Raw genomic sequence first — 15050 nt, 5'->3', positions numbered from 1 at the left:
AGGAAAATTGCATAGCCATGGCCGGTGGATCCACGCCATGCGTGGATGGCCCACTGTAGAGTCGAGCCATGCTCGACTCGCACGCATAGCGCGAACAGCGCGAACAGCAGTCGAGCATGGCTCGACTCTACAAAGGCGAAGCAATGAGATTTTTTGCATTTACCGAATGAGGGAAATTGCATAAGCCTGAAACGTTGAACTAATTCAAAGATTCTTCTTAACGTTCAACGTTTTAGGAATGCTTGAATGGCCTGCAGGACAATGGGTTTCTAACATTCTCTCCGTCGCCCGCAACCACCTCTGCGGGCGGCGCCTCCCTCCCTTTCTCCTTAGGGGAGGGGGGCTTTCTCATTCCCCCCTTGTCCGAGAGAGACAACCCATGCACGCCATTCTCAAGAAGGCCGCGCTCGCTGCAGCGCTGGCCACGGCTTCGCTGTCCGCGCACGCCGTGGAAACCAAGATCTCCGTCTACGCCGACGTCGACCCAACCCTGGCCCTGCTGCGTGATGATGGCAGCGCGCTGCCGGATCTGGTCACCCTGACCCACGACCCGATGCGTGGTCTGCTGCCGAACACCCAGCGCGTTCGTATCCACTCCAACGATCAGACTGCTGATATCGAGGCAAAGATCGGCGGCACATTCGTGCTGGCCAACGGCGACGGCAAGGTCACCGTGCCGATGACGGTCAGCCTCAACGGTCGCGCTCTGGGCCTCGCCCCGATTGAATACGCTGCAGCCGACCTGTTCACCGGGGCAGGCGCCACCCCGGGTGCTTCGATCTCGATGCCGCTGACCATCGCGCAGACCACCCCGGCGGCGATCGCCACCAAGGGTACCTACAAGGGTGTCGTCAACATCGTGCTGAACCAGAAAGCCGCCGCGCCGTAATCCCCGCGCCGGCCCGCACGCCGGGCCGGCTGCCTTTCCAGCGGTACCCCCATGACCCCACACGCCCCCGTCATCACCCGGCTGGCGGTCGCGCTCGCCCTGGCGCTGGCAACGCCGCTGGTGGCCGCGCGCGGCGTCCCGCCCGGCTTCGAGGATCTGGTCGAAGGCCAGACCGAACAACTCGACATCCAACTGTTCGGCCGCTCGGCCGGGCTGTCGCCGGTGCGCGTGACCCTTGAACACGTGCAGCTGGAAGATCCGGCAGGCGTGCTGCAGGCGCTGGATCTGCCCGTCGAGGCGCAGGCCGCGCTGCTGCCCGCGTTGTCCCAGCCCATGCCGCGCAACAGCCACCTGGCCTGCCGCTTCGGCGGCGCCACGGCGGGTTGCGGCTATCTCGATCCGCCGGAAGACCCCGCCGCCGTGCGCGCGCTGTACGACGAAGGCGAGGGCGCGGTGCGCCTGTTCGTTGCACGCCAGTGGATTCCGGGCAAGCCGGCTGCCGAGCGCTTCCACACCGTCAGTGCCAACGCCGAGAACGCCTTCCTGCACCAGCAGGTGATCAATGTAAGCGGCAGCCGCGACTACCAGACGCTTTCCGCGCGTGGCACCGGCGTGCTGGGCCTGTTCGATCGCGGGCATGTCTCCGCCGAATGGAACTTCAACCAGCAGCGCTACCGCGGCCGCGGCAGTGACAGCGCGTTCGAGTTCGACAACGTTTATTACCGCCATGACCTGGGGCAGGCGCACTACCTGCAGGCCGGGCGCATGGACCGCCGCAACCTGTCCAGCCCGCAGGGCGGCACCTTCAGTTTCAGCATGCTGCCGCTGGACCGTCTGCAGGGCCTGCGCGTGGGCACCACCCAGGCCTATGTCGACTCCGATGCCGCCGTGCAGGCCACGCCGTTGACCGTGCTGCTGGCCCGCGACGCACGCGTGGATGCCTACGACGGCACGCGCCTGCTGCAGACCTCCTACCTGCAGGCCGGCATCAACCAGATCGACACCCGCAACTTCCCGTTCGGCAACTACACCATCACCCTGCGCATCTACGAAGACGGCGTGCTGGTGCGCAGCGAAGATGCGCCGTTCGACAAGGGCGGCGACTGGACCAACAGCCAGTGGCAGTGGTTCGTGCAGGGCGGCAGGCGCAACGAGCGCCGCAGTGACCGCTTCGATGGCGAACGCGTGGCGGTGGCCGGCATGCGCGTGCCGCTGGGCCGCGACGTGGCGATGGTGGCCGGTGCCGCCGACCTGGGCGGCTTCCGCTACGGCGAGCTGCGCGTCGACCTGCGCCGCCTGTACGCCAGCCAGGAACTGCGCGCCAGCTTCGGCGGCATGCGCGGCAACGATGGCAGCACCGGCCAGCGGCACCAGCTGTCGTACCGTCGCACCGCGTCCTGGAACATCTACCAGCAGCGCATGCGCGGCAAGGCCTGCCAGTTCGAGGCCGACGCCCGCGACCAGTTGGGCTGCGCCAATTCGCTCAGCGCCTCGATGGCGCTGCCGCTGGCCGGTGGCAGCGCCTATGTGGGCTACACGCGGCGCCAGACCTGGCGCGCCGGGCGTGTCCTGCCGGGTGCGGAAGACGACCCGCTGGCCGAGCTGGACCCGCTGCTGCCGCCGCCGGCGCCGTGGCAACCGCGCCGCGAGCCGCAGCTCAGCCGCACCTGGCAGGCCAGCTTCAGCCGCAGCCATCGCTGGCAGGACTTCAGCGTCTCCACCCGCGTGGGCGTGTGGCAGCAGCGTGCCAGCGACAGCCTGCGCGGCAGTGACCAACGCGACCGCGGCATCTACTTCAACCTGAGCCTGACCCGCCTGCTGCGCGGCACCGCCGGCAGCGGCCAGCGCCGCTACAGCGTGGACGTGCGGCAGCCGCAGCACCAGCGCCCGGACATCAACTACAGCGTTGGCCAAAGCCTGCGCCAGGACGTCGATGCGCAGTACCGCGAGCTGTCAGCCGAACTGCGCGCCAACAACAGCGACCGCTACAGCGCCACGCTCAGCGGCCAGCTGCAGAACAGCCTGGGCCAGAGTGGCGCCACGCTGGCGCACTACCAGCAGCGCGGCCGCAGCGAGACCGCCTACAGCGGCATGCACAGCTCTGGCTTTGCACTGGGCAAGCGCGGCTTGTACTGGAGCGGCAGCAACGGCGCCGACGCCGGCCTGGCCGTGCAGGTGGCCGACACCGACGACGTCGACCTGCGTGGCGTGGCGGCCGAACTGCAGGTGGGCGGCCTGCGCAGGCAACGCCTGCAGATCGGCGAGCGCCGCCTGCTGCCGCTGTCGTCGTACCAGGCGCACCGCGCCGAAGTACAGGACGCCAGCACGCTGGACAGCATTGCCGCCATCCGCGTGACCGGCGTGGGTGGCGCGCGGCCGATGTTCCTCAGCCCCGGGCGGCTGATGCGCATGCCGGTGCCGATCGAGGTGACCTACACCTTCATCGGCAACGCCAAGGATCTTGCCGGAGCGCCGCTGGGCGGCGCCCGCATCCTCAACGCGCCGGTGCCCGGCACCAGTGCCAACGGTGGCTTCGTCGCCGACTTCCCGCGTCGCGAAACAACGCTGTACCTGCTGCAGGACGACCGCCTGCTGCACTGCCCGCTGCAGGTGCGCGAGCGCCGCCAGGTGGTGCTGCTGGTCGGCGCCGTGCATTGCGAGCCGCTGGCCGTGGCCCAGCTGCCGGCCGAGATCCGCCAGCAGGCCCGCGTGACCCGCCTGCTGCAGGAACGCGCGCTGATTGCCGCCACGCCCCAGACCGCTGCTGCAGGAGGAACGCCATGAACCGGCGTGTGTTGTTGGTGTTGATGCTGGTGTGCGCGCTGGTGGTGCTGGCGCCGAGGGCGTGGGCGCAGCGCCCACCCGATACGGATCCGCCCAGTGGTGTGATTACGCGCGATATCAAGATGGCGTGGGATCGCTCGGCGATGCCGGGGGATATCGAGATTTGGGTGCCCAAGACTTTGATCGCGTATGACATAGATCTGAGTAAGCAATACGGAAAGCTCTATCTGACGTGCGAGTCAATCATTGATCCCGCATCTGGAATGTGCCGTACGGAAGATACAGAGGCAGAAAGTGGCGATGTAACCAGTGTGATACCGGTACGGGCGATAGAAGAGCGTACGGGAAGTCCGAGTACGATCAACTTCGCTGCTTCCATCTATAGGGCTGATTCCACCCAAATCTGTTCACTCGACTACTTTCGGGATACCAGATACGCAATCTGGTCTTCGCATTCCAGACCTTGCGGCAGTGACTACGCAGTCGGCACAGGTCTGACCATTGCGATTGCCGGAGATAGCGTTGCGCGCTTGGTGGCCGGTCGCTGGAGGGGCAGTCTCGTACTCAATCTGAGAATGCCACCAGGCAGGCATTTGGCGAAGTATGTCGTCAACTTCGACTTCACCGTCACTGACTACGACGCGATTTCAATCTACTTCCCCGGCTTCGACGGCGTTGCACCCCTGGTCAACATGGACCTGCGCTACGACCCCATCCGCAAGGTCGTTGCCGGGCGCAAAGACGTGGACATGTGCCTCTACGACGGAGTGGGTTCGCAGAGCGAGTTCCTCGGCATCACTGTGCGCGACAGCGGGCCACGTCCACCGCCTGGTCGCGATTTCTCGGTCTGGCATCAGGACGGCGGTAGCGACGATACCCAGCGCCTCGATTACCAGGTTGGCCTGAACTACGGCGGCAACCTGCTGGCCATGAAGCACGGCGAAGAACAGCTGCTCCGCGGCATCGACAGCGCACAACTGCGCATGGTGCTGCTGCCGGGCATCAGCCAGCCCGTGTACTGCGTGCCCACGCCACTGACGCTGGAAACACCACCCACGCCCATCGCCAGCAAACGCCCCGGTCTCTACGACGGCGAGCTGACGGTTGAGCTGCGCGTGCCGACCGCCAAACCCTGATCCCCACGGAGGCTCATCATGAAGAAACTGCTGTTCTGCCTGTTGCCGTTGAGCGCACTGCTGGCCCCGTCGGCACAGGCCAATCTGTCCATTCATCCGATGCGCGCAGCGGTGGATGCAAAGCACGGCACGAAGATCCGGGTGTACTCGCAATCCACCCAGCCGCAGTACGTGCAGGCACGCCTGCTGCGCATCAACAACCCGGCGCAGGTGGGTGAGGAAGAGATCGAAGTGGAAGCGGCCGATGCGGCGATTGCCATCACGCCCGGCAAGTTCGCACTCAGCGGTGGTGGCAATCGCCTGATTCGGGTGATCCCGCTGCAGACCGTCGAGAAGGAGGCGGCCTACCGCATCTATTTCGAGGGGGTCAAAGGTCCCGACGGCACGATCCTGGAAGGCGATGAACAGGCGGCGCAGGCCAACGTTGGTGTCAGCCTGGTCTGGGGCGCGCTGGTGAACGTGGTGCCCGCCAAGGGCAGCGTGGATCTGCAACTGCAGGGCAACACCCTGCGCAACACCGGCACGCTGCGTGTGGGAATCACCGGTGCTGCCGAGTGCAGCGCCGGTGGCGTGTGCACGCCGCTTGAGCTGTCCAGAAGTCTCTACCCCGACGCTGCGCTGACCTTGCCGTTCCAGCTCCAGCCGGGCAACACCCTGCAGTTGCAGTACCGATTGTCGAACGACGGCTATCGCGATCACGTAACGACCCTGGCGCCGAGCGCCTGACCTTCTATTGCCCCGCGCAGGCGCGGGGCTTCATTTCCCTTGCCCTGTTAAGGAAAAAAATGAACAAAATCTATCGTCGTATCTGGAATCACGCAAAGCAATGCTGGGTTGTGGCGAGCGAATCGGCCACCGTTAGGGGTAAAAGGGCGGGTTTCCTGCTTGATCGGCGAAAGGCGGCGCTATTGACTCTCCTGGCGATGGGAGGCGCTATCGGGAGCGCGAGCGCTGGTCACGATTTCGGTTGTTCGCCTACGGACGGCGCTGTCTATCGAGACTGCCTTCCGTTTATGGGACATTGGAATTCGCGTTTAACAACGGGATACGCCGATCTTGGCCCGGGGGTTGAGAACTCGATGGCGATCGGTGCGGGAGCTCGGATATACGGGAGTGATTCATTTGCCTTCGGGCAAGGCGCCACTATCAAGAAACGCAATAGTCTTGCGTTTGGCTATAGTGCTCAGACCCATGATGTGGATAGCATCGCTATTGGGTTCAGGGCAAGTGCGGGAAGCAATGGAGGGCATAACCTTGCTATCGGAACCAGGGCATTTGCCGATTACATTGGCGCGACAGCGGTGGGAAATGGCTCAAAATCGCAAGGCGAGAACACTGTCGCAATCGGGAGTGGGGCGACTGCAACTTCGGCAAATTCGGTAGCCATTGGTGCCAACTCAGTAGCTAGCGCTGGCAATACTGTCTCAGTGGGGAGTAGTAGCACGAAACGGCGGATCGTCAACCTTGCACCAGGTGGTGTGTCCTCCGGTAGCGCAGATGCGGTGACCGGTGGTCAGCTGTACGACACGAATCAGGCGGTGAGTGCCGCACGTAGTCGCGCGGATTCAGCTTATTCAGTTGCAAGTGCTGCCCAGACCACGGCCAATACGGCCAGAACCAATGCCGACAATGCGCTGAGCAAGGCGAGCACTCTGAGTGGGTTGTTGAGTCAAACCTCCACGTCTGGAAATGTCCGCTTGGGCGGCAGCAACAATGGCACGGTGCTGGATATCCGCAACAGCGCAAATGCTAATCGCAAAGTCACAGGAGTGGCAGACGCAACGCTGAGCACAACCAGCACTGAGGCTGTGTCAGGCAAGCAGCTTCATGCCACCAACACCAAGCTGGGGACTGTTGAGAAGACCGCAGATGCTGCGAAAGTGGAGTTGGCAGCGGTACGGACCATCGCGCAGGCCGCCACGAACCGCATCGATGCAACAACCTTGGCTTTGGGCAGAGGCGCCACCGCAGAGAATGGCAGCTACGGCATCAGCACCGCACTCGGCAACAACGCAAAAGCGTACAACGGCCGCAGCGTGGCGCTGGGCGACGACGCGCGTTCTGGCGTGGATGCGGACGGCAACAAGGTAGCCAACCAGAACGCGGGTGTCTCGGTCGGCGCCGGAACCCGCAGCGCAAACGGTGCGGTTGCAACCGGCTTCCGTGCAAATGCAAGCGGCAACTTCTCCATCGCCGTCGGCGGCGACGCCAAGGCCCAGGCTGAGCACGGCACTGCGGTTGGCTATCTGAGCAAAGCCAGCGCCAGCCAGGCAACGGCACTGGGTCGCGGTAGCGAAGCGACGGCACAGTTCGCCAGTGCGCTGGGCAATCTGGCCAAGGCTACGAACACCAGCTCCGTGGCGCTGGGTGACCGTGCTCAGGCCTCGCATGAGAATGCCGTTGCCTTGGGTGCAGGTGCAGTGACCGCCTCGGCCAATTCGGTATCGGTCGGCAGCGCCAGCAGGAAGCGGAAGATCCAGTACATTGCCGATGGTGTGGTGGGTGCCGGCAGCACCGATGCCATCACCGGCAACCAGCTTCATGCCACCAACCAAGCCGTGACCAAGGCCCAGACAGCAGCTGACGGCGCGACCACCACTGCCAATGCCGCAAAGGTGGAATCGGGCAAGGCACTGGCCGAGACGGTGGTGCTGGGTGGCCTGGTCAACCAGACCGCTGCCAATGGCAGTGTTCGTCTGGGCCAGAAGAACAGTGGCACGCAGTTGGATGTGCGCAACAGCGCCAATGCGAATCGCAGGATTCTGGGCGTTGCCGACGGGACCATCAGCGCGACCAGCAACGAGGCCGTGACCGGCAAGCAGCTCCATGAAACCAACGCGAACGTGAATGCGGCACAGACGACAGCCAGCGCAGCGAAGGACAGCGCGGACACGGCACTGGCTGACACCGGAGTGCTGAAGGGTCTTGTCGGTCAAGTCGCTGTCAACGGCAACCTTCGTGTTGGCGAGAAGAACAGCGGCACCGTGCTCGATGTACGCAACAGCGCGAATGCGAATCGGAAGCTGACTGGTGTGGCTGATGGCGTGGTCAACGCCAGCAGCTATGAGGCCGTCAACGGCAGGCAGCTCAACGCGATCAATGACAAGGTGGCGACGGTGGAGGGCATTGCCAAGTCTGCGGGCACGGAAGCTGCCGCGGCAAAGGGGGATGCGGCCAAGGCGTTGGTCGAGACTGCGGCGCTGGGTGGACTGGTGGCACAGGTGTCTGCGTCTGGCAATGTGCGCTTGGGTGAGAAGAACAGCGGTACGACGTTGGATGTGCGTAACAGTACCAATGCCAATCGGAGAATCAGTGGTGTAGCGGATGGCTTGATGGACGGCGGTAGCACCGATGCAGTCAATGGTGGGCAGCTGCATGCCGTTGAGCAGTCTGCGCAGGGGGCGAGGAGCATTGCAGATGAAGCTGTGAGAAGAATTGAGGGGCTTGCCGAGAGTTCTCGCTATTTTTCGAGCGGGAAGGGAGGGCCTCAAGGTGCGGCGCGAGCAGGCTTGATCGGCGTCGCTATTGGTGATTCCGCCGAGGCATCAGTTTCAAGTGAGGGGGCAGTCGCCGTAGGTAGTTTCTCTGCTGCTCGCGGGAAGAATTCTGTTGCTTTGGGGAGGGCTGCCCGCGTGGATGAGCTTGCTGACAATGGGTTTGCTCTTGGCGTTCTCGCTTCAGTGCAGGAATCTGGCGGTGTCTCGATCGGGGCGAATAGCATTGTTCAGAAGGGTGCCACTAGTGCATTGGCTCTGGGGGCTTCCTCTGTAGCCGATGAGGCTCATACCGCGTCATTTGGTAGTGACGAGGTTAAGCGTCGGCTCACCAACGTTGCCCGCGGAACCGCCGACCACAACGCCACCACCGTCGCCCAGCTCAAGGACTCCCTCGCACCCCTCGGCGGCGGCGCAGGCGTGGACGGCAACGGCAACATCATTGCCCCGACCTACGCGGTGCAGGGCGGAACGCAGAACACCGTCGAGGATGCACTGATGGCACTCGATGGCGCCGTCATCACTACCGGCCGTCGCGCGGACAAGCTGGAAGGTCAGCTCAGCTCGATCTTTCAGGATTCACCTTCGGCCCGTGCCGACGGCATGAGCCAGATCGCGCTGAATGGCGTGAATGGCATGGTGCTGACCAATCTTGCCGATGGCCGGGTGGCCCCAGGAAGCCGTGATGCCGTAACAGGCAACCAGCTGTACGCCGCAGAGCAGAAGATCTCGCAGAATCGGAATGATCTGGACGCGATGCGCAAGGAGCGGGAGATGGGGCAGCAGGCAATGCGAGGGTTGGATGCAAGTGTCATCGACTACGGTGGTGCGCGTTTGACTGGAGTGGCCGAGGCGAAGCTTTCGGCTGACAGTTCGGACGTTGTGCGCGGCAGTCAGCTGTATGAGACCAATAGCCGTATTTCGGAACTTGAGGGTGCTGCGCAGTTTGTGAGTATCGGGTCAGCCCCCTTTAGTGAACGCGCAGAAGCGGGTGTGGCAGGGGTCGCGGTCGGAAATTCAGCAAAGACGGGACTGGACGGGGGAACTGCGGTAGGCACGTTTGCAGAGGCGATGGGGAAGAACTCCACTGCTATCGGTAGAGGCTCAACTGTCTCTGTGGATTCCGAGAGTGGGTTCGCAATGGGAGCCGGCGCACTTGTCGGCGGGGACGCTGGCGGTGCGCGTGGAGGTGTGGCGATCGGTGCGGCCGCCAGGGTGGAAGCTGGTGCGGATCGGTCGCTGGCACTCGGTACGGGTTCTTACGCAAACGAGGCGGAAGTTGCATCATTTGGTGGTGCTGGGATGAAGCGCCGCCTCGTAAACATCGCCAACGGCACCGCCAACCACAACGCCGCCACCGTCGGCCAGCTGCGTGGTGCACTCTCCGCCCTTGGCGGCGAGGTGGATGCCAACGGCAACATCGTCGGCCCGCGCTTCAACGTCCAGGGCCAGACACAGTCCACCTTGAGTGGCGCACTTGAAGCACTGGATGGTGCGGTCGTTGCCAATACCTCACGCGTGGACAAGGTCGAAACCCAGCTCCGCTCCGTGTTCCAGGACACGCCCTCGGTCCGCGCCGATGGTGTCAACCAGCTCACCCTCGCCGGTGCTAATGGCATGGTCATCTCCAACGTGGCAAACGGCCTGATCGCGGCCGGCAGCCGCGATGCGGTCAATGGTGGGCAGCTGCATTCGATGCAGCAGCAGCTCAATGGCCGCATGGATGGTCTGGAGCAGCGCATCGACGAGGCCCCGGCACCGCGTGCGCTGGCGTCGTCCTCTGTGCCGAAGCCGCAGGCCGAGGAAACTTCGGTGGTACCGGATGGCAAGGACTCCCAGCAGGTCGCATCGGTAGGCGAGGGGGACAAGCCCACTCAGCAGCCGAAGGCCAAGCAGGACGAATCGCCGAAGCCGCAGGTCGACACCGCCGAGCTGGAGAAGATGCTGGCCCGCGCCAACGAGTACACCGATGGGGCGATCAGCAACTTCGAACGCCGCCTGGACAAGATGGACAAGCGCTTCAACCGCATGGCGGCGATGAGCAGCGCGCAGACGGCGATGGCGATGAACACCGCCGGCCTGGCCACCTACAACCGCCTCGGTGCGGGCGTGGGCTACAGCGAGGGTGAGTCGGCGATGGCGGTGGGTTACCAGCGCGTGCTCAACGAGAAGGGCTCAGCCACCTTCAGCCTCAATGGGGCGTTCACCAACAGCGGTGAGCGCAGCATGGGCGTCGGTGTGGGCATCGGCTGGTAAGCCATGGAGCCCCGGCGTGACGCGCGTAATCCACCCCGCCGCGCCGGGGTCCTCGCCCAGGAGATGGCGATGTACAGATGGGTAAAGGGAATCATCAGCTATCGCACGTTCTATATCTGGCGGGCGCGCTATCGCTACTACACCCGGAACCTGGATCTGTGGACGCTGATGAGCGGGCTGTGCATCGCCGGTCTGTTGCTGGTGCTGTGGTACATGTGGCGGATGCTGAGCGTGCCGACGCCGCGCGTGCACCCGGAGACAGCGGCGCTGCGCATCGAGGGTGTCACCAGGGAGGCGATCCATCGCATCGTGCTGGTACGCCACGCGGGCAGCACGCCGGGTGCCCCGTTCACTACGCCGGAGGAGGTGCGGGCAAGCACGCTGCGCACGATGCGGGTACGGCAGGTGATGGACAGCGAAGTGGTGTGGCGGCTGAAAGCCGACATGCTGGCGGACATTGCTGACTACATCACCGCCACAGGCGGGTGCTTCCCCTACGATTGCCGGCGGGTGCTGGATCGGCTGGACTACGTGCGCCAGGCCGGTGTGGAGAATGCGCAGATCAACGCGGCGCTGGCGACGATCCTGGAGGTGTCGTTGGACCAGATGCCGTCGTTGGAGGCAGACGAGCATGAGCGGGTGAAGAGTGGTTGGTCGGATGGGTTCAACGACATCTACTACCAGTCCTGGGTGTTGCGGGACCTGCAGGCCATGCACGCACAGATGATGCGGGAGTATCCGCAGCGTGCCCCCGCACCGTGGTTGCCGCGGCTGCTCAGCGACCCGCTGCGCGATACCCGTTTTGTCTGGTAGCGGGAGCAAGATGGGCATCATCTGCCAGAGCAGGTAACACCGCTTTTGTAGAGTCGAGCTTGCTCGACTGCTCTCCGCTCAGTCATCGAAATGCACGAAGCACAGTGCGGACCAGCGGTCCGCACCTACCAAACACGGGTGCAGCGCCCCTGTAGAGTCGAGCCATGCTCGACTGCTCTCCGGTCAGCCATCGAAATGCCCGAAGCACAGTGCGGACCAACGGTCCGCACCCACCCAAGGCAGGCACCGCTGCGCTCGCCGGCCATGGACCGGCGCTACCGTCACCCGCCGATGTACGCGGTGATCTCCGCCTCGGCCAGCACCTGCCGTAACTGCGCCACCGACGCGCGTCGCATCGGCTTCTCATCCACCGGTGACAGCGGTGCCTGACGCAGGGCGTCATACGGCAACACGGCCAGGTCGAAAGTCAGCTCTTCGGCACTAAACACCCACACCGGCACGTCCAGGCAGCGTTCGCGGTCCATGCGCAGGCGGCGTGTTCGCGATTCGGCGGGGATGCCGTGTTCGTCCAGGAAGCGGTGCACGGCTTCCGGGTCGTCACTGTGCAGGTGCAGCTGCACGGGGCTGTTGGCGTCGGCGGTGCCGTCCAGCACGGGACCAGCCAGGCGCGGGGCGAAGCCGTGAAGGAACTCCAGCGCGCGCATCGCGGCTTCGCGGCGGCGCTGCAGTTCGTTGCCGTGCTGGGGCCCGGAGAACAGCCGCTGGTACTCGCGCAGGGCGTCTTCGATCTCGGTGTTGCGGGGCAGGGAGGCATCGTCGTGGATGCCGAGCCGGCTGGCGGCCTTCAACTTGGCCTGGTGGTAGTCGCGGATGCCGCCTTCGGCCATCAGGCGGGCGGCTTCGTGGGCGAGGCGGTGACGCCGCTCGCGGGTCTGGCTGGCAGCATGCTGACGGGCGCGATGCATGCGATGACTCCCTGTTGCGACCTGGCTACAGACTAGCGCACGGATGTGACATCTGCGTGGGTATGGCGGATGCAACCGCTTTGGTGGGTGCCGACCTTGGTCGGCACGGGGCGCCAACCGAGGTTGGCATCTACCAGGGCGGCATCGGTGCCAACCGAGGTTGGCACCCACCAAGGCTTTGGTAGGTGCCGACCTTGGTCGGCACAGGGCGCCAACCAAGGTTGGCAACTACCGGGGCGGCATCGGTGCCAACCAAGGTTGGCATCTACCAGAGCGGCACCCACCGTACCCTTCCTCAGAAGATATCGAACGCGGCGGCGTCGGCCTGCGGGGTATTGAGGTTCAGGTCGTAGTCGGTCAGGCGGTCCATGTCTTCCACTTTCACCCACTCGGTGGCGCCGTTGAGGGTGGCCTGGACCATGCCGCTGGGCGGTTCGTTCTGCGCGATCGGGGTGTCCTTCAGCGCGGTGCGCATGTAGTCGATCCAGATCGGCAGGGCGGCCTTGCCACCGTATTCGCGGTAACCCAGCGAGCGGAAGTCGTCGCGGCCCACCCACACGGTGGTCACGTACGGGCCGCCGAAGCCGGAGAACCAGGCGTCGCGGTGGTCGTTGGTGGAGCCGGTCTTGCCACCCACGTCCTCGCGGCCGAGCACCTTGGCCTGGGCACCGGTACCGCGCTGGACCACGTCGCGCATCATCGACACCAGCTGGTAGGCAGTGCGGGCGTCGATCGCGCGCGGGGCGGTGCGGGCATCGGGGTTGACCGGCGCGGCCGGGGTCTCGGTCTTGGCTTCGGCCTTGGCGGCAGCAGCCGGGTCCACATTCGGGGCCGGGGCACCGAAGTTGAAGCCGTCCACCACCTGGTTGACCGGCTGGTCGCTGCTGCCGGCGCAGTCGCGGCAGGCCAGTGCCGGGTTTTCCTTGAACACCAGGTTGCCGTCGCGGTCATTGACCTGGTCGATCAGCCACGTATCCACGCGCGAGCCGCCGTTGGCGAACACGGCGTAGCCGCGGGCCACCGACAACGGGGTCAGCGAGGCGGTACCCAGCGACATCGACAGGTTCGGCGGCAGTTCCGATTCGGCGAAACCAAACTCGCTGATGTACTTGCGCGCATAGTCCACGCCCATGCCATCAAGCAGGCGCACCGAGACCAGGTTGCGCGACTGCACCAGCGCCTCACGCAGGCGCATCGGGCCGCGGAAGCCGCCGCCGTCGTTCTGCGGGGCCCAGGTCTTGCCCCGGCGGTCGCGGAACACCACCGGGGCGTCGAGCACGATCGAGGCCGGGTTGTAGCCCTTGTCGAAGGCGGCGGCGTAGACGAACGGCTTGAAGCTCGAACCCGGCTGGCGACGTGCCTGGGTAGCGCGGTTGAACTTGTTGCCGGAGAAGCTGAAGCCACCCACCAGCGCCTTCAACGCGCCGTTGTGGGCATCCAGCGAGACCAGTGCGGACTGGCCGCGCGGGATCTGGTCCAGCAGCCACTCACCTTCCTTGGCCCCGGCGCGCACGCGCACGATGTCGCCGCGCTGCACCAGCTTGCCCGGGGTCTTGTTGGTCCACTTGGCGGCGCCGGCCGGCAGCACGATCTCGCTGCGGTTTGCCAGCACCACCGTTGCGCTGCCATCGGCACCGGTGCTGGCGACGATGGCCGGCAGCAGGCCGGCCTGGCCGTACATGCCACGCAGGTGCTCGGCCAGGGCAGCGGCGTCTTCGCCGGCACCCACCTGCACCTGCTTCTCCACGCCATGCCAGCCGTGGCGGTGGTCGTACAGCAGCAGGCCGTCGCGCACCGACTGGTTGGCGGCGGTCTGCAGGGTGGCATCGATGGTGGTGGTGACGTGGTAACCCTTGTTGACCACATCGCCGCCGAAGCGGGCGATCATTTCCTGGCGCACCAGCTCGGCCACGTAGGGGGCATCGACCTGCACCGGCGGTTCATGCGCGGTGGCGTGCATCGGCACGGCCTTGGCCGCATCGGCCTCGGCCTGGCTGACGAACTTCAGGTCGGCCATGCGCTGCAGCACATAGTTGTCGCGGCGCTGGCGGGCACGTTCCGGGTTGGAGATCGGGTTGCCCGAAGACGGGAACTTGGGGATGCCGGCCAGCGAGGCCATTTCATCCAGGTCCAGCTCGTTCAGCTTCTTGCCGTAGTAGAACTCGGCGGCGGCGGCCACCCCGTAGGCGCGGTTGCCGAAGAAACTCTTGTTCAGGTACAGCTCGAAGATCTCGTCCTTGCTCAGCTCGGACTCGATCTTCCGCGCCAGCAGGATCTCGGCCAGCTTGCGGGTGTAGCTGTACTCGGAGCTGAGGAAGAACTGGCGGGCCACCTGCTGGGTGATGGTGGAGCCACCCGGCACGCGCTTGTCGTTGGTGGTGGCCAGCAGCCACACCGCTCGGCCGATGCCCATGTAGTCCACACCGCCATGCTCGTAGAAGCGGGCATCCTCGGTGGCCAGGAACGCCTGCTTCAGGCGCTCGGGCACGTCCTTCATGGTGATGGGGGTACGGCGGGTCTCGCCGAACACCGCCATCAGCTTGCCGTCGGCGGCATAGACGTACATGGGCTCCTGCATTTCCACGTCGCGCAGGGTCTGCACGTCGGGAAGCTTGGAGGACACGGCGTAGTACAGACCGCCCACGGCGGCCGCGCCGATCAGCGCCAGGACCAGGACAATCAGGAAGATCCAGCGCAGCCAGCGGCGGAGTCGAGTCATCGGGTTCAGATTCCGATTGCGAATTTCGTGGTC

8 protein-coding genes and 1 pseudogene are annotated in these 15050 nt (G+C 64.8%); 7 read left to right on the top strand and 2 right to left on the bottom strand.

Annotation, left to right across the window (positions count from 1 at the left end; translation table 11 throughout):
- Positions 1-379: 379 nt before the first annotated feature.
- The 7 genes and pseudogenes from ACZK45_RS17520 (at position 380) to ACZK45_RS17490 (ending at position 11372) form a co-directional block, all read left to right on the top strand.
- A complete protein-coding gene (locus tag ACZK45_RS17520; RefSeq protein WP_478445005.1) occupies positions 380-889 on the top strand; it encodes a CS1 type fimbrial major subunit in 510 nt (169 codons plus the stop codon).
- A gap of 51 nt (positions 890-940) precedes the next feature.
- On the top strand, positions 941-3673 hold the full coding sequence (locus tag ACZK45_RS17515; RefSeq protein ID WP_478445004.1) for a TcfC E-set like domain-containing protein: 2733 nt from the start codon (positions 941-943) through the stop codon (positions 3671-3673).
- On the top strand, positions 3670-4809 hold the full coding sequence (locus tag ACZK45_RS17510) for a CfaE/CblD family pilus tip adhesin (RefSeq protein ID WP_478445003.1): 1140 nt from the start codon (positions 3670-3672) through the stop codon (positions 4807-4809). The genes ACZK45_RS17515 and ACZK45_RS17510 overlap by 4 nt, the downstream gene beginning before the upstream one ends.
- A gap of 18 nt (positions 4810-4827) precedes the next feature.
- Entirely contained in the window at positions 4828-5535 is a 708-nt protein-coding gene (locus tag ACZK45_RS17505) for a pilus assembly protein (RefSeq protein WP_478445002.1), read from the top strand.
- 59 nt (positions 5536-5594) lie between these two features.
- Positions 5595-5669, top strand: a pseudogene (locus tag ACZK45_RS17500) (ESPR domain-containing protein); the annotation flags it as partial.
- A 219-nt stretch (positions 5670-5888) separates the two neighbouring features.
- The gene (locus tag ACZK45_RS17495) at positions 5889-10559 is read left to right on the top strand and encodes a YadA-like family protein (protein WP_478445894.1); all 4671 of its coding nucleotides are present in this window, start codon (positions 5889-5891) and stop codon (positions 10557-10559) included.
- A gap of 69 nt (positions 10560-10628) precedes the next feature.
- Positions 10629-11372, top strand: coding sequence for a hypothetical protein (locus ACZK45_RS17490; RefSeq protein ID WP_107432127.1), 744 nt, complete (start codon positions 10629-10631; stop codon positions 11370-11372).
- A gap of 281 nt (positions 11373-11653) precedes the next feature.
- Here ACZK45_RS17490 and ACZK45_RS17485 read toward each other — a convergent pair whose 3' ends face one another.
- Positions 11654-12298: a hypothetical protein gene (locus ACZK45_RS17485; protein ID WP_012511978.1), complete on the bottom strand. Its 645-nt coding sequence runs from the start codon at positions 12296-12298 to the stop codon at positions 11654-11656.
- 295 nt (positions 12299-12593) lie between these two features.
- On the bottom strand, positions 12594-15017 hold the full coding sequence (locus ACZK45_RS17480) for a penicillin-binding protein 1A (protein ID WP_478445001.1): 2424 nt from the start codon (positions 15015-15017) through the stop codon (positions 12594-12596).
- Positions 15018-15050: the final 33 nt, after the last annotated feature.

This window comes from Stenotrophomonas sp. 63632_Sma, from assembly GCF_056482875.1.
The sequence above is the reverse complement of the archived record's forward strand: the minus strand, read 5'-3'. Positions and strand labels throughout refer to the sequence as shown.